The sequence below is a fragment of the Neorhizobium populisoli genome (assembly GCF_019430945.1).
GTDB lineage: Bacteria > Pseudomonadota > Alphaproteobacteria > Rhizobiales > Rhizobiaceae > Neorhizobium > Neorhizobium populisoli.
Window position 1 is genome coordinate 40,267 of record NZ_JAHYCB010000022.1, and the last position, 16,367, is coordinate 56,633.

Here is a 16,367-nt window from a genome sequence, read left to right on the forward strand (position 1 = left end):
CACGTTACGGTTCCGATGAAAGCGCCGGCCTCCGCCTGCCCGCGAACGTCTCGCGAAACACTCCGGCGACGGAAGCAGGGGGATTGTAGGCATGGGATGATGGGGGGGATGAAAAAAATGTAAGCAGCCGATTAACGGTGAAACACTAAGCCAACCTACCTCCCGCTGGGTTGCAGAAGAAAAAATAAAAACCTAGAACTCTAGGTCCTGCTGGTCTACTTTGAATTCAGAAATATCTGAGATATTCATGCCACGACGATAAAATTTTGCCTCTTCCTTAAATTCTTTTCCATTTTCGTCATGGAAACAAATTGTATTTCCTATATATCTATACGCTCTATCAGACCTCCAGTCGTTATACTCGTCAAAAATATACTTATCGATATCAAAAACAGCTGCAACCAATTTTTCAACAATCTCTCTAATAAATTCCCTATCCGAATTTATCGAAAAAAATCCACGAGAAGATGAAATTGTTGGAAAACCGGAGGAACAGAATACCACGTCATCCAACAATTTTACTGGACCGTACTGCCTTTGTCGCAACGCAAAATCATATGCAATCCAGATTTTTTCCTTTTCTCGAAGGTAATCTCTCAACTCATCCAAGCTTAAACTACCCTGGCTCACCTCGCAAATCTTTAAAGGCCCCGGATCCCCTCCACAAGCCACAACGAAACCAGCGCAACTTGCCTGCAAAACAGGATCTTCCTCAATCTCAGCAATTAGCCTTGCCTGCTCGGTAGCCCACCGCGCTATTGCGTCAGAAGACCACAAAACCTCTCCGGAATCCCGTGAAGCACGAGTCACGCGTCCCTCCGCTATCCCCCTAAAACTAATATCAACGATCGCCGCTCCTTGCGAAACCACAAACCCATTGGGATAGACGGCCTCAAAGTTTGTAAAGCTACTGTATCTATCAGGGATAATACACATGCGAGCTAATATCTCCCCCGAATCTCCATATATAGGCCTAATATTATCGTTATATTTCTCCAGCTTAACATTGTAGTTTTTTCCCTCAATTCGCTTCAATAATTCAGACGCATCCATAATTCTCCAATCACAACCCAAAATATAACGCTCATCACTATCAACAACCAAACATATATCTATATCTGAGGAAGGAAATTTCCTGAGAATTATTCTATAAAAATTGGATATATCAGATATTCTTGCAGTAAATATGCTGCTTGCGTCATCAATATCTATCTCAAAACATATTGTAGTGCCGCCCCCTATTTTACGATCCACACCCTCGGCAACACTCATTACAGGTCGCTCGTCTAACCCATTCTCAAATTCAAGTATCGAAGTGTTATTTGCGCCTTCATCAAAACGTCGAGAAATGACCTTAACTTTTTTACTAAGCATAAATACCGAAAAGAAACCGATACCAAATCGGCCCGCCACATCTCCGACTTTTGGTAAATTGTCGGAAAACTCACCTATTGCCGGATCTGAAAACCAACCGCTAGACCCAAATGAGAGCAGGTGACGGACAATACTACTGGAGGTCATTCCCACGCCATTGTCGTGTATTGAAACTACGAACTTATCCGTAAACCGTTGCAGTTCTACCCGGACCAAACCTTTAGGAGCCTCTGGATCCAAAGCTTGTCGCAGCCGGATCGCATCCATTGCATTTAATACTAGCTCACGAAAAGGCGCTACTTTATCCGACCCGTAGAGTTGCTCTCCTCCCAACTTCTCAACCAGACGCGGAATATCTGAAATCGAGAATGCGGTATCTACTGGCCGCCATCCCCTGACAGTTATCGAATCTATTAGAGCAATAGGGCTATCAGTATTTGCGACACGTCGCGCTGAGAATCGCAAATCGTCATTTCTAAATCTCGCCAGTAATGCATCAGCATTTTTCAACTCCGCATCTACCATTTTCAACGTATCATAGAGCATCCACCATATTCCGCTCTCAGATTTTAAAAAATCCCCTGTGGACGCATAATATAAGCCATCTCCTCTTCGTTCACACTGAGTAAGTCTGTTTTGAAAACTCCAATGCTTCTCCGATAACTCGGAGAGTCTTCCTTTACGAAGAGCCCACAAAAAACCCGGCGCGCGACGTTCATCTATCTGTGCCGCATCACAGCAACGTAGAAGTGTTGCAATTTTTAGAAGATCAACTGACCACGCCACGGGAAAAGATGAAGGCGCTGGTATCTTTCTGTTTAATGAATTTGCAAGCGATTCATAATCCCACCAATGACTAGCCGCGATCTGGCCAATGAATTGCCCAAACTTCTGCCTGATTTCTACATTTTCGATAAGAGAGCGGCTTCCGTCTCTACTTTTCCATTCTATAAATGGCAAAAACTCAGCGCGCCTTGCGTGCTGTTCGCGCAAAAAAACTCAAGTGTAAGTCGTTCATGAGCTTCCGGCGAAGAGATGTCGGGGGCGAGTTTCTCCCAGATCCTCTTCCATTCATTAGTTTCTTTTACTTCCTTTATTCCGCCAGGATATGCTGCAAGACTCATTCCGGCATCATGAAATAAAAAAGCGCAACCGAGAATAAATCCCTCTAGTGGGTTTAATTGGTATTCTTCTGAAATTATTTGATCGCATGAGGACCACAGGGCATCCACATGCGAAATATCGTGTACAGTAAAGCCCGATAAATCAATTGATATTTCGCCGACAAGTAAGGAAACTTGATTTCTAATATCCGAAAAAATGGAAGATAGCTTTTCCGCTTTATGTTTCTCATCTTCTGCTAATGTTTTACTTTGGAATAGCCGCTTCCAAATTTGACTTTGCGTGTAGCTCAACGAATCTCTCCCTTTCGGAGAAACCTAGCGTTGAATGATCAGTCAGAAAAGTGGTAACTTATATCGGCACTACAAAGAAAAAGGCGGCTTACGCCGCCTCCCTCCCCTTCGCATATGGGTCAAACCGCCCATAAAACGTCTCGCCCTTCGCCGCCATGTCCTTGAGCAGCGGCGTCGGGGCGAAATGCTCGCCATAGTCCGCGGCCAGCTTTTCGCAGAGCGCCACGAAGGCCTTCACGCCCATGCCATCGATATAGGAGAGCGTGCCGCCGGTGTAGGGTGCAAAACCGAAGCCGAGGATGGAGCCGACGTCGGCTTCGCGGGGGTCGGTGACGATGCCTTCTTCCATGGTGCGGGCAGCTTCGAGCGCGATCGTTGCCAGGAAACGCTGCTTGAGCGTGGTGACGTCCACATCCGCGGCCTTTTTCTGCGGGTAGAGGGTCTTGAGTTCCGGCCAGAGGTATTTCTTGGCGGGCTTGGCCGGGTATTCGTAGAAGCCCTTGCCGTTCTTGCGGCCGCGGCGGTCGAGTTCGTCGACCAGCTTGTTGATCAGCGCCAGGTGGCGCTCGTCGACGGCCTGGGGGCCGAGATCCGCGACGGTGGCTTTCAGGATTTTCTGGGAAAGGTCGATCGCCACTTCGTCGTTGAGCGACAGCGGGCCGACCGGCATGCCGGCCATCTTGGCGGCGTTTTCGATCATCGCCGGCGGCACGCCTTCGATCAGCATGTCATAGGCTTCGTGGATATAACGGAAGACGCAGCGGTTGACGAAGAAACCGCGGGTATCGTTGACGACAATGGGCGTCTTCTTGATCGCCGCGACATAATCCAGCGCCATGGCGAGCGCCCGGTCGCCGGATTTTTCGCCGAGGATGACTTCGGTCAGCATCATCTTTTCGACCGGCGAGAAGAAATGCACGCCGATGAATTTTTCCGGGCGCTTCGAGTTTTCCGCAAGGCCGGTGATCGGCAGGGTGGATGTGTTGGAGGCGAAGATGGTGGCGTCCGAAATCACCGCTTCCACCTGTTCGATGACCGCCTTCTTGACCGTGCGGTCCTCGAAGACGGCTTCGACGACGAGGGTGGCATCGGCAAGCGTCGCATAATCCGGCGTGGGGGTGATCAGCGAGAGCAGCTTTTCGCCCTCGTCCTTGGTAAGCCGGCCCTTGCCGACGCTATCGGCCACCAGCTTTTCGGAGACGGCCTTGCCCTTGTCGGCGGCTTCCTGGTCCCGGTCGATGAGGACGACCGGGATGCCGGCGGCGGCGGTGACATAAGCGATCGAGGCGCCCATGAAGCCGGCGCCGACGACGCCGACCTTTTTGAACTCCGTCTTCGGCTGGCCGGTTGGGCGGCGGGCGCCCTTGCCGAGTTCCTGCATGGAAACGAAGAGCGAGCGGATCATCGAGAAGGCTTCGGTGGTGCGCAGGATCTCGGTGAAATAACGCTGTTCGACCTTCAGGGCCGTGTCGATCGGCAGCTGCAGACCCTCATAGACGCATTTGAGGATCGCCAGCGCGCCGGGATAATTGCCGGCGGATTCGCGGCGCAGGATCGCCGGAGCGGCCGGGAAGAGCTGGGCTGCGGCAGGCGTCCAGACGCCGCCGCCGGGCACTTTGAAGCCCTTTTCATCCCACGGAGCGACGGGTTTCAGGCCGTCCTTGATCATCTGCTTGGCGGCGTTGACGAGTTCGGCGGGCTCGACGACCTGATGCACGAGGCCCATGGCCTTGGCGCGCTGGGCCGTCAGCGACGAACCGGTGGTCATCATCTGCAGGGCGTCCTGCGCGTTGGCAAGCCGCGGCACGCGCTGGGTGCCGCCGGCGCCCGGGAAGATGCCGACCTTGACTTCCGGCAGGGCAATCTTGACCGACTTGGAATTGGCGGCGACGCGGCCATGGCAGGCGAGCGACAGTTCGAAGGCGCCGCCCATGCAGGTGCCGTTGATCGCCGAGACCCAGGGCTTGCCGTTGGTCTCGACCTTGCGCCACAGCCAGGACATGCGGCCGGCGGCATCGAAGAGCTTCTTCATCGCCGCTTCTGGATCGCGCGCCTGCTCTTCGGCCAGCATCGAGAACAGCGACTTGATCATGGTGAGATCGGCGCCGCCGGAGAAGGACGACTTGCCGGAGGTGAAGACGACGCCCTTGACGGCCGCATCCGCGACGGTGGCGTCGACGATGGCGTCGATCTCGTCCATCACTTCCATGGTGAAGACGTTCATCGATTTTTCCGGCATATCCCAGGTGACGAGTGCTATGCCGTCCGCGTCGGTTTCGACGGTGAAATTCTTGTAGGTGCTCATATCGGGATTTCCTCTTCCCTTGAAATCGTCTGTCTCGCTTGTGGCTTGCCCCTCACCCCGCCTCCGCTTCGCTCGGCGCACCCTCTCCCCGTAAACGGGGCGAGGGGGACCAGCAGCGTCGCGGCATATCCCTTCTCCCCGCGCGCGGGGAGAAGGTGGCGGCAGCCGGATGAGGGGCCGCCGGGTGCGCTATTCTCAAACCCGTTCGATGATCGTCGCCGTGCCCATGCCGGCGCCGATGCAGAGTGTCACCAGCGCGGTGTTGAGGTTGCGGCGTTCCAGCTCGTCCAGCACGGTGCCCAGGATCATCGCGCCGGTGGCGCCGAGCGGGTGGCCCATGGCGATGGCGCCGCCGTTGACGTTGATCTTGTCGTGCGGGATCTCGAAAGCCTGCATGTAGCGCAGCACAACGGCGGCGAAGGCTTCGTTGAGTTCGAACAGGTCGATATCGGAAAGTTTCATGCCGGAGCGCTTCAAGAGCTTTTCGGTGACGTCGACCGGGCCGGTCAGCATCAGCGCCGGGTCGGAGCCGATATTGGCGAAAGCCCTGATGCGGGCACGCGGCTTGATACCCATGCTCTCACCGCCCGCCTTGGAGCCGATCAGCACGGCGGCGGCGCCATCGACGATGCCCGATGAATTGCCGGCATGGTGGACGTAGTTGATCTTCTCGATTTCCGGATGCGCCTGGATGCCGACGGCTTCGAAACCGCCCATTTCGCCGGGCATCTGGAAGGAAGCATTGAGCGAGGCGAGCGACTGCATGTCGGTGGTCGGGCGCATGTGCTCGTCGCGGTCGAGGATGATCAGGCCGTTCTGATCCTTGACCGGGATGACCGAGTTCTTGAAGTAACCGGCTTCCCAGGCGGCACCGGCGCGCTTCTGGCTCTCGACGGCATAGGCATCGACGTCATCGCGGGTAAAACCGTATTTGGTGGCGATCAGGTCGGCGGAGACGCCCTGCGGCATGAAATAGGCGGGGAAGTTGACCGACGGGTCCATGTACCAGGAGCCGCCGGACATGCCCATGCCGACTCGCGACATGCTCTCGACACCACCGGCGATGACGATGTCGTCGGCGCCTTGCGCGATCTTGCCGGCCGCGAAGTTTATAGCGTCGAGGCCCGAGGCGCAGAAGCGGGAAATTTGCATGCCCGGAGCCTTGGTGGAATACCCGGCCTCGAAGGCGGCGGCCTTGGGGATGACGGCGCCGGCATCCATCACCGGATCGACGCAGCCCATGATGATGTCGTCGACGGTGGATGTGTCGAGACCGTTGCGGTCGCGCAGGGCTTCTAGGGTTTTTGCGGCGAGGCGGACGGACGGTACCTCGTGGAGGCTGCCATCCTTTTTGCCGCGACCGCGCGGCGTGCGGACATGGTCGTAAATGAAGACTTCGGTCATGGTGTCATCTCCCTATTACCCACTCGGGGCGGCGCGTGTGGGCGCCTTTGAATTCTTTGTCGTTCGAGACTGCCTCTTGCTCAGAGAGGCCCCTCATCCGGCTGCCGCCACCTTCTCCCCGTTCTGACGGGGAGAAGGAAATATGCCGCACCGTTTTCCGCAACCTCAAGCGTTTCACGAGGCACGTCCCCTCTCCCCGCGTGCGGGGAGAGGGTTAGGGTGAGGGGCAAAGCTCAAAACGCTTCCGCCGCCAGTTCCATCAGGCTATCCGCACCCGCCTCGATCCGCACCTTGCGCATCGCCGTTTCCGGCATGACCTTCTCCATGAAGAATTTTGCCGTGACGAGCTTGTTCTTCAGGTAATCGGCGCGGACATCGCCTGCCGCGATACCGGTCTGGGCGGCTTTCGCCATCTTCGCCCACATGTAGCCGAGCGTCACGAGGCCGAAGAGGTGCATATAGTCGGTCGAGCCGGCGCCGGCATTGTCGGGTTTGGCCATGGCGTTCTGCATGAACCACATGGTGGAGGCCTGCAGGTCGTTCAAGCCTTTCTTGAGGCCCTTGGTGAAGGGCGCCATGTTTGCGTCGGCGCGGTTTTCCTCGCAGAAATCGCCGATTTCCTTGAACATCGCCATGACGGCGCGGCCGCCGTTCAGCGCAAGCTTGCGGCCGACGAGGTCGAGTGCCTGGATGCCGTTGGCGCCTTCGTAGATCATCGCGATGCGCGCATCGCGGACATACTGGCTCATGCCATGTTCTTCGATATAGCCATGGCCACCAAAAACCTGCTGCGCCATGACGGCGTGGTCAAAACCCTTGTCGGTCATGACGCCCTTGAGGATCGGGGTCGCGAGGCCGAGGAGATCATCCGCGTTCTGGCGCTCGGCCGCATCTTCCGAGCGGTGGGCGATATCGGATTTCAGCGCGGTCCAGAGGAGGAAAGCGCGGCCGGCCTCGTTGAAGGCGCGGATGGTCATCAGCGTGCGGCGCACATCCGGATGGACAATGATCGGGTCGGCCTTGCCGTTCGGGTTCTTCGGGCCGGAAAGCGAGCGGCCCTGGATGCGTTCGCGGGCGTAGCTCACCGCGTTCTGATAAGCGGTCTCGGCAATCGCCAGACCCTGCAGGCCGACGCCGAGGCGGGCCTCGTTCATCATCACGAACATGGCGGCGAGGCCCTTGTTCTCGGCGCCGATCAGGAAGCCGGTCGCCTCGTCATAGTTCATGACGCAGGTGGCATTGCCGTGAATGCCCATCTTCTCTTCGATCGCGCCGCAGGTGACGCCGTTGCGGCGACCGAGCGAGCCATCGGCATTGACCATGAACTTCGGCACGATGAACAGCGAAATGCCCTTGGTGCCTTCCGGCGCGCCCTCGATACGAGCGAGAACCAGATGCACGATATTGTCGGTCATCGAATGTTCGCCGGCGGAGATGAAGATCTTCTGGCCGGAAATCTTGTAGGAGCCGTCGCCCTGCGGAACCGCACGGCTGCGCAGCAGGCCGAGGTCGGTGCCGCAATGGGGTTCGGTCAGGTTCATGGTGCCGGACCAGACACCGGAGATCATGTTTGGCAGATAAGTCTGCTTCTGATCGTCTGAACCATGCACCAGGATCGCGGCAATCGCGCCCTGGGTCAGGCCCGGATACATCATCAGCGACATGTTGGCGGAGGAGAAATATTCGCCGACCGCGGCATGCAGCGTGTAGGGCAGGCCCTGGCCGCCATATTCCGCCGGCACGGCAAGGCCGGTCCAGCCCGCCTGGCAATACTGGTCATAGGCGTCCTTGAAACCCGCCGGCACCGAAACCGAGCCATTGGAATGACGGGTGCAGCCTTCGTGGTCGCCGGAGAGGTTGATCGGGAACAGCACGTCTTCGGCCACCTTGGCGGCCTCGCCGATGATCGCTTCCAGCATGTCCGGCGTGGCATCGGCAAAACCCGGCAGGTTGCCGTAGCGCTCCAGCCCCAGAACATCGTTCAAGATGAAAAGCGTGTCGTTTACCGGGGCCTTGTACACTGGCATGGTCGAGCTTCCTCCCTATCCTCGTCCGAGGGCCCCGCCAGCGGCAAAGCCCGCATTCTGTCTAGCATAAATAATTGACGTTTGCGTAAACGTCAAATGTGAGCATCGGAAATCTTGAAGCACTCCGTTGCCGCCCACTTCTCCGTCCCGAAGCCACAGCTAATGGATAAAACAGTTGCGAAGCTGGACGAAAGATCGGGAAGATAGTGCCGCCTGACGCCGTGTCAGGTGCGACGCGGCTCTTCGGGCTCGAAAAGGTTAAAATTTTTACCGAAGTTAACCGGCCGTTAACCACGTTTCGTAGAAATAGTGGGCTCAATGGCGGCGCAAAGCATTTATTCGAAAATCTTTGCATTCGCCGATATGGCAAGTCCTGCGTAAGGCCCCTCTAATATATTACTGCTTTACGGGCGCGCGAAGGCTCCGGACGCGGTTATTCGAGGAGAGGCACCGCGGGGCATCAGTCGAAACGAGCGAGCACATGAACGGATCACGATCGACCCCTTCCCGTCACGGCGACCGCTCTTCCCTGGATGCGCTGAACCGCACCATCGAAGGGCTCGAAGCTCGTATCGAAGGGCTCATGTCGGGTACGGGGCGCGACGGCCGCCAGCCGCAGCAACCGCCGCGTCAGGCCGACTATCGTGATCCGCGCCAGGACCGCCGCCCGCCGGAGCCGCGCGCACCGATCGCACCACCCGTTGCCGCCTCCTATCGCCCGCCTGAAACCATCGACCCGCTCGCGGAAATCCGCGAGCGTCAGCGCATGTTGGAAGCCGGCCGTGCTCAACGGGCCGAGCGTCCGCGCACGCCTGAACCACGCCGCGCCGAAAACTACAGAACCGATGCCTATCGGGCTGAACCGCAGCGGGAAGAGCCGCGCCGCGAGGAGAGCCGTTATGCAGCCGCCCCGCGCCGTGAAACACGTGCGCCGGAACCCTATCGCCAGCCGGAACGCCCCGTTGCCGCCCGCGCGGAAGCCCCTCGTTATGCAGAACCGCGCCAGGCAGCCGCTCCCGCGCCTGCTCCTCGTCGTGAAGAGCCACGTCGCGCGGTGGCGCAGCCGCAGCAGCCGGATAACGGCATGCGCGAGATCGCTCAGGCGCTGGTCAGTCTGCGCCAGGAGTTGAAGCAGGATATTTCCGAGGGCGTCGCCCGCGAGATGAATGCGCTGCGCGGCGAAATCCGTGCGATCAAGTCTGCCGCGACGGACCAGCATTTTGCCGACGATCTGCGCGGCGACCTTGCCCGCATGGCCGAAAGCATCAACCAGCTCGGTTATCAGGCGACGCCGGAAGCGGCGGGCCTGCGCGCCGAGTTCGAAGAACTGCGCCACGTCATGGACGGGCTTGCACGCGAAGATTCCATGCGCCGCATGGAAACCCGCTGGCAGGGTCTCGAAGACCGCATACAGCCTGACGGCGAGTCCGCCGCCCTGCGCGACGAACTGGTGGCGCTCGCCTACCGGATCGACGATATCAAATCCCAGCTCGGCGAAATGAGCGACAGCCCGGTCATCCGCGCGCTTGAGCAGAAGCTGATCACCGTTGCCGGCGCCATGGAGCAGATCGGCTCCCGCATGCAGCCGAACGATGCGGTGATCGCCGAGCAGTTCGCGACACTCGACCAGCGACTGGACGAGATCAGCCGCGCGATCGCTGCCGGCAGCCGTGCAGCGGCCGCCGCGACGATCGACCAGTCCTTCCTGCACCGGCTTGAAGGCCGTATCGGCGCGCTGGCCGAACAGATCGACATGATGGGCCAGCAGGCGCATATGCAGGTCGATCCGACGGAAGCCCTTTCCGCACGCATTGAGGCATTGACCGGCCGCATCGAAGAGCTGGCCGACGAACAGGCGGCAGTCAGGCTCGAAGAGCGGCTGGAACAGCTTTCGGTCATGCTGGAACAGGCCCAGCGCCCGATCCAGGCCGATCTTTCCGACTACCTCGCCGATATTTCCCGCAAGATCGATGGCCTGGAACAGGGCAGCGTCAACGACGCTTTGGCGGAGCGGCTCGACTTTCTGGCTCGCCGTATCGAAGAGATCGACGTTTCGCCGCGCATGCAGCCGGCCCTCGACCAGCAGGCATTCGGCCGTCTCGAAGACCGGCTGAGCGATATCGCCGCCCGTCTCGACGAGGCGACGGTCGCACCGCGCAACGACGACAATGCGATCCGCAGCCTGGAAGACCAGATCGCCAATCTCGCGACCCTGATCAGCCAGCCGCAGACCGGCGCCATGGGCCTTTCGCCAGAATTCGACAACCGCATGGCGGCAATCGAAAACTACATGGCGACCAATGACGAATATATCATCGAGGCGGCCCGCCAGGCGGCCGAAGCCGTCGTCGAGGCCTATTCGCGCAACACGGTTGGCGGCGCGCCGGTTGCCGCCGCAGACATGGCCGCACTTTCCGCGCTTGCCGACGACCTGCGCCATCTGGAAGACCTGACGCGCGGTTCCGAAGAGCGCACGCAGCACACGTTCGAAGCCCTGCACGGCACACTGGTTCAGATCGCCGACCGGCTGGACGGCATGGAAGAGCGCCTGACGGCTGCGGCCTATGCCGAGCCCGCGCGCCGTCATGCCGAGCCGGAATATCACGAACCACGCCGCGCTCCGGCCATGCCGGCTGCCGCGCCCTTGCAGGTCGCGGAAACCACCCATTACAGCTTCTCGCAGGGGCATTTCGTCGAACAGCATGAGGACGAGCAGCCGGTTGCCACGTTCGGCAACCGCGAAATGCCGTTCCGCGATCCGGCCGAAGCCGAGGCGGTGATGACCGCCGAGCCGCTCGAGGCGAAGGCTGCAGCGGCGGAAAAGGCTTCCAAGACCAGCCTGCTGACCGAGCTGTCCCGCCGCTTCCTGCCGGGCGGCAAGGCGGAGGCTGTAAAGGACGGCGGCCGCGCGTTCATGGAACCGACGCCGTCGATCGATCCTTCAGACGTGCTGCCGGCGGATCGTGAAAACGACCTGCTGGAACCCGGCTCGGGCGCGCCGGACGTCAAGAAAATCCTGGAACGCGTGCGCGCCAGCCAGGCCGCCGGCGAGTTCAGCGGCGACCGCACCGGCACCGCCGAACGGGCCGACTATATCGCAGCCGCGCGCCGCGCCGCCAAGGCCGCCGCGCAGGAGACCGATCCTTCGCAGGGTGCAGCCGCATCCAAGAACCTTCGCAAGCCGGGCGGCAAAACCTCGGTTGGCAAGACTTCAGGCGGCCAGGTGTCCGGCGGCAAGGGTCTCGGCGCGATGCTTTCGCAGCATCGCCGGCCGATCCTGATGGCCGTCGGTGCCGTGCTTTTGGCCCTGATGGCGCTGCCGATCGCCGGCAAGCTGACCGGCGGCAACAAGGCTCCGGCCCCGACCGCCAAGATCGAAGCTCCGGCCAAGCCCGTGGCCCCGGCCAACGTGACCGGCCAGACCGAAATCCCGACCATCGAAAACCAGGCGGCCACCGATGGTGCCGACGGCGACAGCGAAATTGCTGCAGCACCGCTCGCGCCGCCGCAGCCGGCTGCTCCGGCAGCCAGCCAGCCGAATTCGGTGATGACGCAGAACCATCTGACCGATCCCCGGCCGACAACGCCGAATTCGGTCATGCTTTCGGCCAATAACCAGCCGGCACAGGACAAGTTCGTCGCCGCACTGAAGACCGAGGCACCGGCTCCGATCGTCGTTCCCGCCGGTATCCAGCCGAAGTCGCTCGCCGACGCTGCGACCAATGGCGACCCGAATGCGCTGTTTGAAATCGGAGCCCGCTTTACCGAAGGGCGCGGCGTGAAGGCCGATCCCTCCGAAGCCGCCAACTGGTACAAGCTTGCCGCCGACCGCGGCCTTGCACCGGCGCAGTATCGCCTGGCCAACCTTTTCGAAAAGGGCACCGGCGTTTCGCGCGATCTCGGCAAGGCCGTGACCTATTACAGGCAGGCTGCCGACCAGGGCAATGCCAGCGCCATGCACAACCTCGCCGTCCTCTACGCTTCGGGCGCCACCGGCCAGCCGGATTATGCCGTAGCCGTCGGCTGGTTCGGCAAGGCTGCCGATTACGGCGTCGCCGACAGCCAGTTCAACCTCGCCATCCTGCTCGCCCGTGGCAATGGCGTGAAGCAGGATTTGGAAGAATCCTACAAGTGGTTTGCCGTCGCAGCCAAGGACGGCGACAAGGACGCCGCCCAGAAGCGCGACGAAGTGGCGAACTCGATGCGCAAGGAACAGCTGGAAAGCGCCCGCGCCAAGGTGGACCTGTGGAAGGTCAAGCCGCTCGATCCGAAAGCCAATTCCGTCAACCTTCCCGACGAATGGGCTTCCGGCAAGCCGCTGACCACCGCTTCGGTCGATATGGACAAGGCGATCCGCAACATCCAGGCACTTCTGAACAAGAACGGCTTCGATGCCGGCCAGCCGGACGGCAAGATGGGTGGTAAGACAGTGACTGCGATCAAGGCATTCCAGACCTCCGTCGGCCAGGAGCCGAACGGCAAGGTCAACGACGCCTTCGTCAAGGAATTGCTGGCACGCAACAAGTAAGAGATAAGGTTTTCTTTACTCTACTTACCCGACAGAGATTGGAGTGAAGCGCTATATTAATCACGCCGCCATAAAAACGGTAAAATTAGCGCTTTATCCGATACTTGCGAATTGACTTGAAGGCTCCTCGACCGCATCACGGATAAGACCCTTCATGCCTCGTTCATGCTGCATGTGGGAGTGATTTCCCTCCATGCAGCGGGCGGGCCGTGGCGATCCGCGGGCGTCTGCTCCATGCCGTTTTGCCTCCGTCGGGATCCAAGCCGTGACTGTCTACCTGCCCATCGCAGAGCTGTCGGTGAATATCTTCATCATCCTGGGCATGGGCGCGGCCGTCGGGTTCCTGTCCGGCATGTTCGGCGTCGGCGGTGGGTTTCTCATCACGCCGCTTCTGATCTTCTATAACATCCCCCCCGTCGTGGCGGTCGCGACCGGCGCAAACCAGGTGGTCGCTTCGTCGATCTCCGGCGCCATCACCCATTTCCGGCGCGGCACGCTGGACATGAAGCTCGGTAGCGTGCTGCTTGTCGGCGGTCTGGCGGGGGCGACGGCGGGCGTCTTCGTCTTCTCCTGGCTGAGACGGCTCGGCCAGCTCGATCTGTTCATTTCCGTTCTTTACGTCGTGCTGCTCGGCTCGATCGGCACGCTGATGCTGCTCGAAAGCGTGCGGGCGCTGCGCCGCGCGAAAAATAACGAGCCGTTGCCGGTGAAGCGTCCCGGCCAGCATAACTGGGTGCACCGGCTGCCCTTGAAGATGCGGTTCAAGAAGTCGAAAATCTATCTTTCCGCCATCCCGATCGTCGGCCTCGGCTTCGGCATCGGCGTCTTGACCTCGATCATGGGTGTCGGCGGCGGCTTCATCATGGTGCCGGCGATGATCTATCTCCTGCGCATTCCGACCAATGTCGTCGTCGGGACATCGCTGTTCCAGATCATCTTCGTGACCGCCTATACGACCATGGTGCAGGCGGCGACCAACTATTCTGTCGATATCGTGCTCGCCTCGATCCTGATGGTAGCGGGCGTCATCGGCGCGCAATACGGCGTGCGCGTCGGCCAGAAACTGCGCGGCGAACAGTTGCGCGCGCTGTTGGCTCTTCTGGTTCTCGCCGTCGGCATCCGTCTGGCGATCGGGCTGATCGTCACGCCGGACGATATCTATTCGGTTGCGGTCGGGGGCCTGTCCTACTGATGCGCCGCCTCCTTTCCACCTTCGCACTGCTTGCCGCCCTCGCCTCGCCTGTAATGGCGCAGGTGCCGTTTGGGCAGGCTTCGGCGACGAAGGAAGGTCTGGAGATCGGCGCCTCGACCAGCGAAATCGCCATTACCTCGGATTTCCGCGGTGCCGACCTGACGATTTTCGGCGCGCTGACCAATGCCGACGAGCTTTTCCTGGCGATCGGCCAGTATGACGTGGTGGTGACGCTGGAAGGGCCGAAGGATTATGCCACGGTGCGCAAGAAGGAGCGCGTGCTCGGCATCTGGATGAACACCGAGTCGATGACCTTCGAGCAGGTGCCGGAAAGCTATTCGATCGCCAGCACCCGCCAGATCGATATGATCGACGAGGCCCCGAGCCTCAACAATATCGGCGTCGGCATCACCCATATGCCGCTGAACCCGGTGGGCTACATTCCGAATTCCGGCTCGATCACCGAATTCCGCGATGCCTATAGGCGGCTCAAGCTATCGAGCGGGATTTACCAGCGCGATACGAGCGGCGTGCGTTTCGTCTCGTCCTCTTCCAGCCTGTTTCGCGCCTCGCTGAAACTACCGGCCAATATTCCGGACGGCATGCACATGGTGCGCGCCTATCTGTTCAAGGGCGGCGACCTGATCTTCCAGCGGGAAATGCCATTGCGTGTCGTCAAGACCGGCCTCGAACAGGCGATCACCGATGCGGCGCATGACAGGCCGCTGTTCTACGGCGCTTTCTGCGTGCTGATCGCGGTCATCACCGGCTGGGGCGCCAGCCTGATCTTCCGCAAGGATTGATCACTCGGCTGCCGCCTTGCGGGCGACGACTTCCAGATAGGCGGCGCGCAGGCGGTCGAAGACCGAAGGCTTGTCCGGATCGCGCGGAACATGGAGATGCAGGACACGTAGTTCCTGCATGAAATCTTCCCAGAGCGGCCGGCCGCCCTCTTCGAGCAGCTGCGCGCGGATCGACAGCTCTTCCGAGACCGGCAGGAAGCGATTTCCCCAGGCGCCCATTTCCGCGAAGATCGGGATGAGGCGAATCGACATTTCGGTGAGGCTGTAGATGGCCTTCTGCTTGTGGCTGGGGTCGTCCTCGCGGGTCAGAAGGCCACGCTCGACCAACCGCTTCAAGCGATCCGCCAGGATGTTCGAGGCAATCTTCTCTTCCGAATTCTGCAGGATTTCGCGGAAATGGCGGCGGTTGCCGAACATGATGTCGCGGATGACGATAAGGCTCCAGCGATCGCCCAACACTTCCAGCGTCAGATTGATCGGGCAACCCGACCGATGCACGTCTTCCATTATCGTCTCCAATACCGCTTGCATTCTACAATCAGTTTGGTTAGCTTTCAACCGATTGCTAAACGCAACCGGTTTTGATCTCAGGAGGAAGACATGAGAAAGCTGGTCGTCTGGAATCTGATGACGCTGGACGGGTATTTCGAAGGCGAGACGCCTTGGGACCTGTCTTTCCACGGCAAGGCTTGGGGGCCGGAACTGATGGCGCTTTCCGAACAATTCGGCAAGGAAGGCGATCTACTGGTCTTCGGCCGCAAGACCTATGAAGGCATGGCCGCCTACTGGCCGAATGCCGACGAGGACGAAAGCACGGTCAAGGAATATATGAACCGCATCGCAAAGATCGCCGTCTCGACGACGATGCAGGATGCCGGCTGGAATAATACGCAGGTCGTCAGCGAGCCGGGTTCCGAGTTGAAAAAGCTGAAGGCAGAAGACGGCAAGACGATCTTCATCTTCGGCAGCGCAGAGCTTGTGGCCTCGCTGATGAAGGAAGGGTTGGTCGACGAGTACCGGATCTGCATCGTGCCGGTGCTGCTGGGCAAGGGTAATCCCTTGTTCAAAGCAGCCGATCGGCTCACGGAGATGACGCTTGTCTCCTCACAGATCGCCGGGAACGGCGCGGTGATCTTGCACTACGCAATCAGGAAGGCCGATTGAGATAATGGGGGGTAAGGTTCCGCTTTCGGCCGATTCCGTTGAAAAACTCGGCGTTGTCGGTGCTGCGTTGTCATGATTCAATCGCCGCATTGATTTGCGGAGGATTGGACGATGATGGGATGTCAGGCAGCTCCGGCGCAGCTCTTCTACGACTT

10 protein-coding genes are annotated in these 16,367 nt (G+C 59.4%); 4 read left to right on the forward strand and 6 right to left on the reverse strand.

Annotated features, from left to right (window positions below; translation table 11 throughout):
• Positions 1-192: 192 nt before the first annotated feature.
• The 5 genes from KX729_RS31590 to KX729_RS31610 form a co-directional block, all read right to left on the reverse strand.
• Positions 193-2,367, reverse strand: a complete 2,175-nt coding sequence (locus tag KX729_RS31590) for an HD domain-containing protein (RefSeq protein WP_219746415.1) — start codon at positions 2,365-2,367, stop codon at positions 193-195.
• The gene (locus tag KX729_RS31595; RefSeq protein WP_219746416.1) at positions 2,322-2,789 is read right to left on the reverse strand and encodes an HD domain-containing protein; all 468 of its coding nucleotides are present in this window, start codon (positions 2,787-2,789) and stop codon (positions 2,322-2,324) included. Before KX729_RS31595 ends, KX729_RS31590 begins: the two co-directional genes overlap by 46 nt.
• A gap of 88 nt (positions 2,790-2,877) precedes the next feature.
• Positions 2,878-5,094, reverse strand: coding sequence for a 3-hydroxyacyl-CoA dehydrogenase NAD-binding domain-containing protein (locus KX729_RS31600; RefSeq protein ID WP_219746417.1), 2,217 nt, complete (start codon positions 5,092-5,094; stop codon positions 2,878-2,880).
• A 195-nt stretch (positions 5,095-5,289) separates the two neighbouring features.
• Positions 5,290-6,498: an acetyl-CoA C-acetyltransferase gene (locus KX729_RS31605; RefSeq protein WP_219746418.1), complete on the reverse strand. Its 1,209-nt coding sequence runs from the start codon at positions 6,496-6,498 to the stop codon at positions 5,290-5,292.
• Between the two features lie 233 nt (positions 6,499-6,731).
• Complete coding sequence (locus KX729_RS31610; RefSeq protein ID WP_219746419.1) at positions 6,732-8,525, reverse strand: acyl-CoA dehydrogenase C-terminal domain-containing protein; 1,794 nt, start codon at positions 8,523-8,525, stop codon at positions 6,732-6,734.
• Positions 8,526-9,006: 481 nt separating this feature from the next.
• On the opposite strand from KX729_RS31610, the gene KX729_RS31615 reads away from it, so the two are divergent.
• The 3 genes from KX729_RS31615 to KX729_RS31625 all read left to right on the forward strand — a co-directional run bounded on the left by KX729_RS31615 (position 9,007) and on the right by KX729_RS31625 (position 15,048).
• Positions 9,007-13,053, forward strand: coding sequence for a peptidoglycan-binding protein (locus tag KX729_RS31615; RefSeq protein ID WP_219746420.1), 4,047 nt, complete (start codon positions 9,007-9,009; stop codon positions 13,051-13,053).
• 265 nt (positions 13,054-13,318) lie between these two features.
• Positions 13,319-14,245, forward strand: a complete 927-nt coding sequence (locus KX729_RS31620) for a sulfite exporter TauE/SafE family protein (protein ID WP_219746421.1) — start codon at positions 13,319-13,321, stop codon at positions 14,243-14,245.
• Positions 14,245-15,048: a TIGR02186 family protein gene (locus KX729_RS31625; RefSeq protein ID WP_219746422.1), complete on the forward strand. Its 804-nt coding sequence runs from the start codon at positions 14,245-14,247 to the stop codon at positions 15,046-15,048. Before KX729_RS31620 ends, KX729_RS31625 begins: the two co-directional genes overlap by 1 nt.
• On the opposite strand, the gene KX729_RS31630 is transcribed toward KX729_RS31625, so the two are convergent.
• The gene (locus KX729_RS31630; RefSeq protein ID WP_219746423.1) at positions 15,049-15,555 is read right to left on the reverse strand and encodes a winged helix-turn-helix transcriptional regulator; all 507 of its coding nucleotides are present in this window, start codon (positions 15,553-15,555) and stop codon (positions 15,049-15,051) included. It abuts the gene before it with no gap.
• 93 nt (positions 15,556-15,648) lie between these two features.
• On the opposite strand from KX729_RS31630, the gene KX729_RS31635 reads away from it, so the two are divergent.
• A complete protein-coding gene (locus KX729_RS31635) occupies positions 15,649-16,212 on the forward strand; it encodes a dihydrofolate reductase family protein (RefSeq protein ID WP_219746424.1) in 564 nt (187 codons plus the stop codon).
• Positions 16,213-16,367 lie beyond the last annotated feature (155 nt).

Coding starts and splice junctions, on each gene's coding strand:
- KX729_RS31610 (WP_219746419.1), bottom strand. CDS start 8,525: ATGCCAGTGTACAAGGCCCCGGTAAACGACACGCTTTTCATCTTGAAC.
- KX729_RS31615 (WP_219746420.1), top strand. CDS start 9,007: ATGAACGGATCACGATCGACCCCTTCCCGTCACGGCGACCGCTCTTCC.
- KX729_RS31625 (WP_219746422.1), top strand. CDS start 14,245: ATGCGCCGCCTCCTTTCCACCTTCGCACTGCTTGCCGCCCTCGCCTCG.
- KX729_RS31605 (WP_219746418.1), bottom strand. CDS start 6,498: ATGACCGAAGTCTTCATTTACGACCATGTCCGCACGCCGCGCGGTCGC.
- KX729_RS31600 (WP_219746417.1), bottom strand. CDS start 5,094: ATGAGCACCTACAAGAATTTCACCGTCGAAACCGACGCGGACGGCATA.
- KX729_RS31630 (WP_219746423.1), bottom strand. CDS start 15,555: ATGGAAGACGTGCATCGGTCGGGTTGCCCGATCAATCTGACGCTGGAA.
- KX729_RS31635 (WP_219746424.1), top strand. CDS start 15,649: ATGAGAAAGCTGGTCGTCTGGAATCTGATGACGCTGGACGGGTATTTC.